The organism is Mesorhizobium sp. W050 (genome assembly GCF_054719535.1).
The window spans coordinates 1,134,549-1,146,424 of record NZ_JBTTIH010000001.1 but is presented as its reverse complement, the minus strand read 5'-3'; the positions used below and the strand labels follow the sequence as shown (position 1 = coordinate 1,146,424).

Genomic DNA, 11,876 nt, shown 5'->3' with positions numbered 1-11,876 from the left:
TCCGCGGCCTTGCTCATTGCCGTGATGGCGCAGCACGATCGAAATCTCGTTGCCGCCGGTCGCCAGTCGGAGAATCCCAGCGAGAAATAAATGCCGCCTCTGGCTCCCTGCGATGCTCAACACTGAAGCTGCCGTAAAAATGCTCGCTGGCCGATGGCCGGATGGAACAATCATCTTGCGGGGATGTTCGGATGATCTAACCGGAGAGATGTCCATGTTCATGCACAACAAGCGCCTGCAGTACACCGTTCGCGTCTCGGAGCCGAATCCTCGCCTGGCCTGCATGATCATGGAACAGTTCGGCGGCGCCGATGGCGAGCTTGCAGCGGCCATGCGCTATTTCACGCAAGGGCTTGGCGAGGACGATCTTGGCCGTCGCGACATGTTGCTCGATATTGCGACCGAAGAACTCAGCCATCTCGAAGTGGTGGGATCAATCGTCACCATGCTCAACAAGGGGCTCAAGGCACAGCTGGCCGAGGGCCAAATGAAGGAAGCCGACCTTTACCTAATGATCGGCGCCAGCGGCACAACAGCCAAGGAATCAATTCTGTTCGGCGGCGCTCCCGCGCTGTGCGACTCAGCCGGCGTTCCCTGGACCGCGGCCTATGTCGACTCGCGCGGTGAACCTACGGTGGATTTGCGGTCGAATATCGCCGCCGAAGCCCGCGCCAAGATCGTTTACGAACGCCTTATCAACATCACCGACGACCCGGGAATCAAGGACGCGCTCGGCTTCCTGATGACGCGCGAGATCGCGCACCAGAAGTCGTTTGAGAAAGCACTTTACGCGATCGAAAACAATTTCCCTTCCGGCAAGCTCCCAGGCGTAGAGAAGTACGCCAGCATGTACGTCAACACCTCTCAAGGCGACGGCGATGTCGCTGGCCCATGGAATTCCGGCGAAGAGTGGGATCGGATCGATGACCTTGAAGAGGTGATGCCCGTCGACGGTGGAGACGGCCTTGCAACTGTCAAGCTGGGGGCCAAAGACATGAAGGTGGTGGCCAGGATGGCCGACCGTACGCTTTCCGATCCGGCTTCCGATCCGACAACAGGCGCTGATCTAGGGGCTGGCCCGGGAGCTGGCCGTACCAAGAACGCCGATTTTGGCGGCGCGGCAAGCATTCAGGAGGCCCCGGCCGTGGCAGAGGCTGCTGTCAAACGCGCACGTAGGCGTTAGCACAGAGCCGACATCATTGCGGGCATCTATGTTCCGCGATGCGGCCGGAAGCTAACACCGACGAAGGCAGGGCATCCGACCAGCAACGGACTGGCCGGAGCGCTCGCATCGACATCTGTGCTGAATGTGGGTGAAGCAACCATGGCCACCGCCGCACCACGATCAGATTCGGAGCGTGCGGGCCAGCCGGATAAGGTCCGTCCCGACGGTTGCGAGAACCGGTGCATCGTGACAATCGGAGCATCGGCCGGCGGCGTCGACGCGCTGAAGAGACTTGTCCGCGATCTTTCGCCGGACATCCCGGCGGCTCTCCTCGTCGTACAGCACGTTGGTCCCACGAGTTACCTCGGCGACATTCTCGGTCGCGCTGCCAACATGCCCGTTGCAAATGCCTCCAACGGCATGAAGGTTAAAAACGGGCACATCTTCGTTGCACCGCCCGGAGCTCACCTTCTGTTACATGACGATCATATGCTGCTGCGGCGCGGGCCGCGCGAGAACCTGGCGCGCCCCGCCATCGACCCCCTGTTTCGATCGGCGGCCTGCAGCTTTGGCGGCAGCGTGATCGGCGTCGTGCTCACAGGCAGCCTCTCCGACGGCACCGCCGGCCTGCACGCAATCAAGATGTGCGGAGGCGTCAGCGTAGTCCAGGACCCCGGCGACGCTGCGGTACCCGACATGCCGCTGAGCGCCTTGCAGAATGTGGAAATCGACCATTGCGTCCCTCTGTCCGAAATGGCTGGCCTGTTGCACAGGCTTGCTTCCGAAATCGCAGGACCGACACCAGAAATCCCGTCCGGCATCCGCCTTGAGGCAGCGATTGCAGCTCAGGAGCACAGCACAATGGAACTGACCGAAGGCCAGCTTGGCGCCCCCTCGACATTTGTCTGCCCCGAATGTCATGGCCCCCTATGGGAGATAGAAGACGGGCCGATTACCCGTTACCGCTGCCACACCGGACATGCGTTCGGAGCGGACGTTTTAATGCAGGCCCAGGCTGACGATGCGGAACAGGCTCTTTGGAGCCTTTTAAGAGCGCACCAGCAGCGGGCTGAGTTGGCGAAACGTACGGCAAAACGCGAAGCCGCGCGGGAAAGACACAGCCTGGCCAGCCAAATGGCTGCGCGGGCCGCGGAGTACGAAGCCGACGCGAAACTTATTGAAGAGATCATCCATCGTCGAACGCCGTGACAAGGCAACAGCGTTTGTCAGGGCGGGTGCGTCTGCGTCCTTCCGATCGCATTTTCCTGGATCAGCCGCGTTGCCTCACCGCTTGGCCTGTGGCCACGGGTATCCAGGTCCCATGCTTTGATTGAACACCTGCACCCAAATCCAACTGCACGAATTTTATGCAAAGCAGGAACATAGAAGCATTACGCGAGTTAGGCACTGACCCATTGGACGTATCCTCGCATTCTGCGGTCTGCCTGGGTGGTCCTTGTTTTGTAAACGAATGCCAGGACAATGTATCGCTCGCAGCTTTTCGTACCTCTTTTTGGCCTGCTGTTGCTGATGGGTGGCCTGTTCCACGGGCACGAGGCCATGGCGCAGGAACCCTGTCCGGCCGATCACGATAAGCTGCTTGCAGCCCTCAAAGCCAACGTGAAGGCAAGCGGCGGACCAGCCAATGGCGGCTTTGAAACCAACGAATGGGCAGCCATCGTTGCCCGTGACGGCACTGTCTGCGCGATTGCGTTCAGCGGCCCCACCCCCGACTCGCAATGGCCGGGAAGTCGGCTCATAGCAGCGGAGAAAGCCAACACGGCCAACGGTCTCAGCCTGGCTCAGATGGCCCTCTCGACGGCCAATCTCTATGCGGGGGTGCAGCCCGGCGGACCGCTATTTGGCCTGCAGGAGACCAATCCCGTCAACCAGGCCGCGGCCTATACGGGCGATCCCAAAACGTTCGGAAGCGCCGGCGACCCGCTCGTCGGCAAGCCGATCGGAGGCGTCGTGGTGTTTGGCGGCGGACTTGCCCTCTACGACGGCAAGAGCATTGTCGGCGGCCTCGGCGTTTCAGGCGATTCCTCATGCGCCGATCACAATGTCGCTTGGCGTATCCGCGCGGCGCTCGGCTTCGACAAGGTCCCGGCAGGCGTCAATCCAAATCGCAAGGATGCCATTGTCTACGATCTGGACCCCGGCGGCAAAAGCGCTTCGGGCTGGGGCCATCCGCTTTGTGCCGGAACGGAGGCCGACATCGCGGCCGAACTCGGCGCCGGCGTGGGAGGCTCGATCAATAAATGAAAGCTATGCCCCAGTTGGCATTGACGCGCGTTGACGTAGAACGCCATACCCGCAAATTGGCTGCCGGGAATTCCTTTGGCGCTATCCTTCTGGTGACGCTGCTCGCCTGCCTGCCGCTTTTGGGCGCTGCGTCCGAGCCACCTAAAACACCAGCGATCGTACCGCCAGCCGCAGCCTCGCCACCCGATGACGGCCAATGGACGATGCCGGCCAAGAACTACGCGTCGACGCGCTTCAGCGAACTCTCCGAGATCAACGAAGGCAACGTCAAGAACCTGCAGGTCGCGTTCACGTTCTCGACAGGCGTGAACAAGGGCCAGGAAGCAGCGCCGCTGGTCGTCGGCAACACCATGTATATCGTGACGCCCTTTCCCAACTTCGTCTATGCGCTCGATCTCTCCAAGCCCGGCGCCCCGATGAAGTGGAAGTACGAACCCAATCCCGAGCCGGCGGCACAGGGGGTGGCCTGCTGCGACGTCGTCAACCGAGGGGTGGCATTCGCCGACGGGCGCATCTTTTTCAATACGCTGGACGGCCACACGATTGCCCTTGATGCGAACACGGGCAAGCCGATCTGGAACACTCATGTCGGCAACATCAACATCGGCGAGACCATCACCATGGCGCCGCTTGTGGTGAAGGGCAAAGTGCTGGTCGGCAATTCCGGCGGCGAGATGGGCGTTCGCGGCTGGGTAAAGGCGCTCGACGCCGGCGACGGTCATGTCGTCTGGATCGCCTATAGCACCGGGCCGGACAAGGACGTGCTGATCGGATCGGACTTCAAGCCGCACTACGACATGGACAAAGGCAAGGATCTTGGCGTCACGACGTGGCCGCCGGAAGCCTGGAAGATCGGCGGCGGCAACATGTGGGGCTGGATTTCCTATGATCCCGATCTGAACCTGATCTTCCACGGCACCGGCAATCCCGGACCATGGAATCCGGATTTGCGGCCGGGCGACAACAAGTGGACGTCTGGCATTTTCGCGCGCGATCCCGACACCGGCGCGGCGAAATGGTTCTATCAGTGGAGCCCGCACGACCTCCACGATTATGACGGCATCAACGAGCAGATCCTGCTCGACATGACCTGGCAGGGCAAGCCGCGCAAGGTGCTGATCCGGCCGGAGCGCAACGGCTATCTCTACATCCTCGACCGGACAACCGGCGAGGTGCTGTCGGCAAAACCGTTTGGTCCGGTCAACTCCAGCAAAGGTGTGGATCTGAAAACCGGTCGGCTGATCGTAAACCCGGACAAGAAGACCGGCACCGGCAAGGTCGTTCGCGATATCTGTCCGACGGCGTCGGGCCTCAAGGACTGGCAGCCTTCCGCGTTCTCGCCGAAGACCGGCCTGCTCTACATCCCGCACAACAATCTGTGCATGGATGAAGAAGGCGTCGAGGTGAACTACATCGCCGGCACGCCCTATGTGGGCATGAACGTCCGCATGATACCAGGGCCTGGCGGTAATCGCGGCGCCTTCACCGCCTGGGACATCGCCGCGGAGAAACCCGCCTGGAGCCTCAAGGAGAATTTCCCGGTGTGGAGCGGCGCGGTAGTGACCGCCGGCGACGTTGTGTTCTATGGCACGATGGAAGGCTGGTTCAAGGCGGTTAGCGCCAAGACCGGAGACCTGCTTTGGCAGTTCAAGACCTCGTCCGGGATCATCGGCCAGCCCATCACCTATCGCGGTCCCGACGGGCACCAATATGTCGCCATCCTCTCAGGCGTCGGCGGCTGGGCCGGCGCCATTGTATCGGGCGATCTTGACCCGCGTGACGCCACCGCCGCGCTCGGTTTCGTCAATGCCATGAAGGATCTGAAGAACGCGACAACCTCGGGAGGCACGCTTTATGTGTTCCGGCTGCCTTGATGGATTGTACTTGACCGTAGGTCCGGCGCGAAAGGCGTGTCAACGGCTGGTGATCGGCATGGCCGCCATCGCCTTCGTGTTCTTGACGGCCACAGCCGACGCACGTGAGCTGAGGGTCTGCGCCGATCCGAACAACATGCCGTTCTCCAACGCGGCCGGTCAGGGCTTCGAGAACAGGATCGCCGAAATCGTTGCGTCCGATCTCGGCGCGAAGCTGACCTATACCTGGTGGGCGCAGCGCCGCGGCTTCATCCGAAACACGCTGAAGGCCGGTCTATGCGATCTCGTGCCGGGCACGCCGAGCAACCTCGAAATGCTGCGCACCACCACGCCCTACTACCGATCGTCTTATGTCTTCGTCACCCGCAGGGACGGCCCCGACGTAGCATCGTTCAATGATCCGCGGCTGCGCGACATGCGGATCGGTGTTCAGCTCATCGGCGACGATGGCGCCAATTCGCCTCCGGTCCAGGCGCTTGGCCGCCGAGGTATCGTCGGGCACCTCGTTGGCTATCCGGTCTATGGCGATTATTCCGCCCCCAACCCGCCGGCGCGCATCGTCGAAGCGGTGGCGAGTGGCGAGATCGACCTTGCCGTGGTCTGGGGCCCCCTCGCCGGCTACTTCGCCGCCAGGCAGAAGGTGCCGCTCCGCATCACGCCGGTTGCGCCCCGCATCGACGGACCGCAACTGCCGATGATCTACGACATCTCGATGGGCGTCCGCCGCGAAGACGATGCGCTGCGCGGCGATGTCAATGGCGCCCTGTCCAGGCACAAGGTCGAGATAGATGCCTTGCTGTCACAGTATGGCGTGCCGCGCCTCGATGCCCCGGGGAGCCCGGTGCGATGAGAGCCGCGGTGGCCATGCTCCTGTTTCCAGTCCTGGCGCTCGCTGCCTGCCAGCGCGAGGAACGTGACACGCGCCCGCAATCGGCGCTCGGATCGGGCGAGCAGCCGACGCCTGTGACCACGCTGGAGCCCGGCGGACAGCGGCCCCCCGCCAGCGACAACAAGGCGGCGAGCTTCGAGGCCAACGCCTTCCACATGAGCGAAGGGAAACGGCTTTTCGGCTGGTTCAACTGTTCGGGATGCCACGCCAATGGCGGCGGCGGCATGGGGCCGGCCCTGATGGACCAAAAGTGGCTCTATGGCAGCTCGATCGAAAGCATCCATGCCACGATCCGCGACGGTCGGCCAAACGGCATGCCGAGCTTCCGCGACAAGATTCCCGACGACCAGATCTGGGAGCTTGCGGCTTTCGTGCGCTCGCTGAGCGGCAACGCGCCGTCTTCCGCCGCGCCGCAACGCAATGACGACATGATGGCGCATCCTTCGGAAAACCGCATGCCCGACGCGGCCACGCTGGGGAAGTCGCCGTGAAACGTCTCGTCTCGATGGCGTTCGCCACCGCCGGGGCTCTGTTGCTCCAGGGATGCGCGGGCTGGCAATCCGCCCTCGACCCGAAAGGTCCCGCGGCGAGCGAACTGGCATGGCTGATCTGGTTCTTCACCGCGCTCTGCGCCGTGGTGTGGGTGCTGGTGATGATCGCCCTTGTCGTGCCTTTGATGATGGGGTCGCGCGCGCAGGCGGAGCCGCTCGCGATCGAGGCCGGCGCCGACGACCGGAAGCTGCGCGCGGTGATGACCGCCGTCGGGTTGACCGCCATTGTCCTGATCGGACTGACCTTGCTGAGCTTCTTCGCCAACAGGACGCTCGCCGCGATCGGCTCGGATGCCGCGCTGACCATTCGGGTCACCGGCCATCAATGGTGGTGGGAGGTGCGCTATGAGGATGCCACGCCAAGCCGCATCCTGACCACGGCGAACGAGATCCATATCCCCGCCGGGGAACCGGTGAAGCTTCTTCTGACCTCGACCGACGTCATCCATTCCTTCTGGATTCCGAGCCTTTCGGGCAAGCTCGACCTCATTCCCGGCCACATGAACGTGCTCGACCTCAAGGCCGACAAGCCTGGTGTTTACCGAGGTCAATGCGCCGAGTTCTGCGGGGCGCAGCACGCAAACATGGGTACCTTCATCATCGCCGAGCCGCGTGCGAAGTTCGACGCCTGGTGGAACGACCAGTTGCAGCCGGCAGCTACTCCGACGGGGGACGAGGCCAAGGCCGGCCAGGATCTGTTTCTGAAGCGCCCTTGCGTGATGTGTCACAGAATAGGCGGCACGCCTGCCGGAGGAACGGTCGCCCCCGACCTCACCCATATAGCCAGCCGGCAGACGCTTGCCGCCGGGACATTGACCATGAGCCGCGGCAATCTCGCCGCCTGGATAGCCGACCCACAGGGCATCAAGCCCGGATCCCACATGCCGGTGGTGGAGCTCAGCGGCGACGAACTCAACGCCATGGTCGCCTATCTCGAGGCGCTTAAATGAGCAGCGCGGATCTCACAAGCGAACGCGACCTGCCGCGCGAAACGCCCGCCACAGGCGACGTCGCACCCGAGCATGACGGACCGCGCGACACCGGCATGGACGATGCCAGCCTGGATCGCTGGCTGGCGCGGACATGGCGCACGCCCCCCGGCATCATCGGCGCGCTGTCGAGCGTCGACCACAAGGTCGTCGCACGGCGCTATCTGATCACCGCCTTCGTGTTTCTGTGCCTGGGCGGGCTCAACGCTGTCGCCATGCGCATCCAGCTCTCAGGGCCGCAGCGCGGTCTGATCGGCCCGGACCTCTACAACCAGCTGTTCACGATGCATGGTGTGACCATGATGTTCCTGTTCGCCGTGCCCATCGTGCAGGCGACAGGCATCTATCTCGTCCCGCTGATGGTCGGCAGCCGCAACATCGCCTTTCCCCGCCTGAACGCGTTCAGCTACTGGATCTATGTTTCGGGCGGCATATTCGCCTGGGTGTCTTTCGCGCTCAACATGGCGCCCGACGTCGGCTGGTTTGCTTATGTGCCGCTGTCAGGCCCCGAATTCGCGCCGGGCAAGCGGGCCGACGTCTGGGCCCAGATGATCACTTATACAGAAGTATCCTCCCTGGCCGTCGCGGTGGCAACCATCGTCACCGTGTTCAAGCAGCGAGCCCCCGGCATGTCGCTGGACAGGATTCCGCTCTACGTCTGGGCAATGCTGGTTACCTCCTTCGTCGTCGTCTTCGCCATGCCCGCGGTGATGATCACCTCGACCTTCCTGATCCTCGACCGGCTGGTCGGCACACATATCTTCAACCCCGCCGAGGGCGGCGACGCACTGCTCTTCCAGCATCTGTTCTGGTTCTTTGGCCATCCCGAGGTCTACATCATCTTCCTGCCGGCGACGGGCATGGTCTCCGCGATCATCCCGGTCTTCGCCCGGCGTCCCGTGTTCGGGCATCTCGGGCTGGTCTTGTCGCTGATCGCCGTCGGTTTCCTTTCGTTCGGCCTCTGGGTCCATCACATGTTCGCGACGGGGCTACCCAAGCTCGGCGCCAGCTTCTTCACCGCGTCGAGCATGCTGATCGCCATCCCCAATGGCGTTCAGATCTTCTGCTGGCTGGCGACCTTGTGGGACGGCAGGCCGGTGATCCGCACGCCGCTGCTGTTCGTGTTCGGCTTCTTTTTCATCTTCGTCATCGGCGGCCTCACCGGCGTCATGCTCGCTTCGGTGCCGCTGGACCTCCAGGTGCACGACACTTATTTCGTCGTCGCCCATTTCCATTACGTGCTGATCGGCGGTTCGGTCTTCCCGCTGCTGGGCGCGGCCTATTTCTGGTTCCCCAAGATCAGCGGCCGCATGATGAGCGAGCGTCTCGGGCGCTGGCATTTCTGGCTGGCTTTCATCGGCTTCAACGCGGCTTTTTTTCCAATGCATCTCGTCGGGCTCTGGGGCATGCCACGAAGGGTCTACACCTATCCGGCCGAGCTTGGCTGGGGCAACATCAACCTGTTCATCAGCGCCGGCGCGGTGCTCTTTTTCCTCAGCTTCGTACTGTTCACTTTCAATCTTGTACACGGCGCGTTGAAGGGCGCACTGGCCGGAAACAATCCCTGGGATGCCGGTACGCTCGAATGGGCGACGTCTTCGCCGCCGCCAAGCTATAATTTCGCGCGGATACCGATTGTCACACATGTCGAGCCGCTCTGGGCCGAACGGGAGGCGATGCCTGTGGCGACCGGACTCCGCGTCGATGTCCGTGAGCTATTGATCTCAACCGTGGCGGAAGCCCACCCCGACATTCGCGAGAAATCGGCGACACCGTCGATCTGGCCGCTGCTGGCGGCAATCGCCGTCGGCGGTACGTTTGTCTATTCGATCTTCACGCCCTGGGCGATCGTCTGGGGCGCCGCGCCGATCGCCATCACCTTGATCGGCTGGTTCTGGCCCAAGGACGACCCGGAGGATGAGGGATGAGTGAGCGTCCCAGCTTGGATCTTTCGGACCTCCCAACCTTTGGACATGGTCCGCGCAGCCCGACTTGGTGGGGAACGCTCGGCTTCATGGCGCTGGAAGGCATGGGCTTTGCGTTGGCCGCCGGCGCTTATCTCTATCTCGCCACTTTGTGGCCCAACTGGCGTCTAAGCGCCCCGCACCCCAATCATTGGCCCGGAACGATCGTCACCATCCTGTTTATCATCAGCGTGGTGCCGAATCACATCCTCCACGGCCATGCCAAGCAATGCGCGATCGTACCGGTCCGGATCGGGCTGGTGGTGATGTCGCTGCTCGGTCTGGCCCCGCTTGTCGTGCGCTGGTTCGAATTCCCGGCGCTGAACATCTACTGGGACACGAACGCCTATGGCTCGATGCTCTGGGTGCTGCTCGGGCTGCACACCACACACCTGATCACCGATGTCGGCGACACCATCGTTTTGACGGTGCTGATGTTCACACGCCATGGCTATAGCGGCCGGCGCTTCGGCGATGTCGGCGATAATGTCTTCTATTGGGATTTCGTGGTGCTGACCTGGATCCCGATCTATCTGCTCATCTACTGGATGCCGAGGCTAGGCTGATGCGTGCGTTGAAAATGGGAACGTCCTGGGGTGGTCTTCTGTCGGGGCCGATGGCTTGGGCAATCTCGACGCAGCTGAACTACGCACTCGTACCATGGCAGTGCAACCGCCAGGTGCCGGTGGTGCTTCCCGTGGCACTGGTGCTCGCCGTGCTTTCGCTGCTCGGCGGTGCCTTGTCATGGCGGGCGAAGCGGCAGGGCGGCGCCGCCTTCAAGCCTGAGCGCACGCGCAGCACCGAGCAGTTCGTCGCCGATCTCGGCATGCTTGCGGCATTGCTGTTTGCCCTCGTCATCATCATGCAAGGCAGCGCGGCTCTCATTCTCGACGAGTGCCTGCGATGAGCTTCGACGCGTTCTTCTCGACCTCGATCTGCTACGGCGCCGGCGCGCCCGAGGCCGGATGGACGCTCGCATTTCCCATCACGTTTCCGCTGGCCGCGATTGCCTTCCTTTATACCATCGGAGCGACTCGGTTGTGGCGCCGCAGCAGCCGAGGCCGTCCCGAGCGGATGCGGCAGGCGTTGTTTTTCGCCGCCGGTTGGGGCGTGCTGACGGCAGCACTGGTCAGCCCCATCCATGCGCTCGGCGAGCGGGTGTTTGCCGCCCATATGATCGAGCATGAACTGCTGATGGCGGTGGCGGCGCCCCTCCTTGTCGCCGCTTGCCCAGGCGCAGTCCTGCTCTGGTCCTTGCCGGCCGCACTTCGCCGCGGAACGGGCAAGCTCACGCGCGCAAAGACGCTGCAATCGGTTTGGGCCCTGGTGATCCGCCCCCTCAACGCGACGATCATTCACGGCGTCGCCATCTGGATCTGGCACATTCCGGCGTTGTTCCAGGCAGCGCTCCAGCAGGGCTTTCTCCATTATGCCCAGCATGCGAGCTTCCTCGGCACAGCCTTGCTGTTCTGGTGGGCGCTCCTACCGCGCCCCGGTCGGCAGCAGACCTATGGCAACTCCGTCATGCATCTTTTCTTCACCTCGCTTCATACCGGCCTGCTCGGTGTCCTGCTGCTGATGTCGCCCAAACTCTGGTATCCGGAGAATGGCGCCGGCGCGGCATTGTGGGGACTGACCGCGATCGAGGACCAGCAGCTCGCCGGATTGGTAATGTGGGTTCCGGCCGGCTTGATCTATGGCGGCGCCGCCTTGCTGCTCGCCGGCCTCTGGATAAGCAGCAGCGCAACCAGGGAGGCAACACATGCGTTCCGACCTGGTTAGGCTGATCGGGGGCGCCCTTGCCGCAATCCTGCTGCTGACCGCGGCTGTGGCAGCGGCGACCTTGTGGTCCGACCGGCGCGAGCGCGTCCGGCACGAGTCGGATGCGGCGACCGGGGGCGTAGGCGCTCGCGCCATTCCAATCATGACGGCGAATGGCTGCTCCGGCTGCCATACGATACCCGGCGTGCCGGGTGCGCAAGGCCAGGTCGGACCCCGCCTGGACGGTGGCCTTGCCGACAGGGTCTTTATCGGTGGCCTGCTGGCAAACAATCCGGAGAACATGGTCCGCTGGATACGCTCGGCGAGGGAAGTCAATCGGCACACGGCCATGCCGTCGACGAGGATCACCGAGCAACAGGCGCGGGACATCGCCGCTTATCTCTACGCGTTGAAGTAA

12 protein-coding genes are annotated in these 11,876 nt (G+C 62.9%); all 12 read left to right on the top strand.

The annotated features are described in order from the left end of the window. Window positions 1-214: 214 nt before the first annotated feature. Window positions 215-1,183, top strand: a complete 969-nt coding sequence (locus tag ACYG9Y_RS05485; RefSeq protein WP_023681124.1) for a manganese catalase family protein — start codon at window positions 215-217, stop codon at window positions 1,181-1,183. Window positions 1,184-1,324: 141 nt separating this feature from the next. After that, entirely contained in the window at window positions 1,325-2,374 is a 1,050-nt protein-coding gene (locus ACYG9Y_RS05480; protein ID WP_023681123.1) for a chemotaxis protein CheB, read from the top strand. Window positions 2,375-2,647: 273 nt separating this feature from the next. Beyond that, complete coding sequence (locus ACYG9Y_RS05475) at window positions 2,648-3,430, top strand: heme-binding protein (protein WP_023712209.1); 783 nt, start codon at window positions 2,648-2,650, stop codon at window positions 3,428-3,430. Next, the gene (locus tag ACYG9Y_RS05470) at window positions 3,427-5,304 is read left to right on the top strand and encodes a methanol/ethanol family PQQ-dependent dehydrogenase (protein WP_023681121.1); all 1,878 of its coding nucleotides are present in this window, start codon (window positions 3,427-3,429) and stop codon (window positions 5,302-5,304) included. The genes ACYG9Y_RS05475 and ACYG9Y_RS05470 overlap by 4 nt, the downstream gene beginning before the upstream one ends. Before the next feature lie 58 nt (window positions 5,305-5,362). Continuing rightward, window positions 5,363-6,154, top strand: a complete 792-nt coding sequence (locus ACYG9Y_RS05465) for a substrate-binding domain-containing protein (protein ID WP_023668012.1) — start codon at window positions 5,363-5,365, stop codon at window positions 6,152-6,154. Next, complete coding sequence (locus ACYG9Y_RS05460; RefSeq protein ID WP_023681119.1) at window positions 6,151-6,684, top strand: c-type cytochrome; 534 nt, start codon at window positions 6,151-6,153, stop codon at window positions 6,682-6,684. Before ACYG9Y_RS05465 ends, ACYG9Y_RS05460 begins: the two co-directional genes overlap by 4 nt. Then, window positions 6,681-7,694 carry a cytochrome c oxidase subunit II gene (gene coxB, locus ACYG9Y_RS05455; RefSeq protein ID WP_023681118.1) on the top strand — a complete coding sequence of 338 codons (1,014 nt, stop codon included), beginning with the start codon at window positions 6,681-6,683 and terminating at the stop codon, window positions 7,692-7,694. Before ACYG9Y_RS05460 ends, coxB begins: the two co-directional genes overlap by 4 nt. Further along, on the top strand, window positions 7,691-9,661 hold the full coding sequence (gene ctaD / locus ACYG9Y_RS05450; RefSeq protein WP_023725519.1) for a cytochrome c oxidase subunit I: 1,971 nt from the start codon (window positions 7,691-7,693) through the stop codon (window positions 9,659-9,661). Before coxB ends, ctaD begins: the two co-directional genes overlap by 4 nt. After that, window positions 9,658-10,263, top strand: coding sequence for a cytochrome c oxidase subunit 3 (locus tag ACYG9Y_RS05445; RefSeq protein ID WP_023681116.1), 606 nt, complete (start codon window positions 9,658-9,660; stop codon window positions 10,261-10,263). The genes ctaD and ACYG9Y_RS05445 overlap by 4 nt, the downstream gene beginning before the upstream one ends. Continuing rightward, a complete protein-coding gene (locus tag ACYG9Y_RS05440) occupies window positions 10,263-10,604 on the top strand; it encodes a hypothetical protein (protein ID WP_023681115.1) in 342 nt (113 codons plus the stop codon). Before ACYG9Y_RS05445 ends, ACYG9Y_RS05440 begins: the two co-directional genes overlap by 1 nt. Then, window positions 10,601-11,479 carry a cytochrome c oxidase assembly protein gene (locus ACYG9Y_RS05435; protein ID WP_023668006.1) on the top strand — a complete coding sequence of 293 codons (879 nt, stop codon included), beginning with the start codon at window positions 10,601-10,603 and terminating at the stop codon, window positions 11,477-11,479. Before ACYG9Y_RS05440 ends, ACYG9Y_RS05435 begins: the two co-directional genes overlap by 4 nt. Continuing rightward, entirely contained in the window at window positions 11,460-11,876 is a 417-nt protein-coding gene (locus ACYG9Y_RS05430) for a c-type cytochrome (protein WP_023668005.1), read from the top strand. The genes ACYG9Y_RS05435 and ACYG9Y_RS05430 overlap by 20 nt, the downstream gene beginning before the upstream one ends.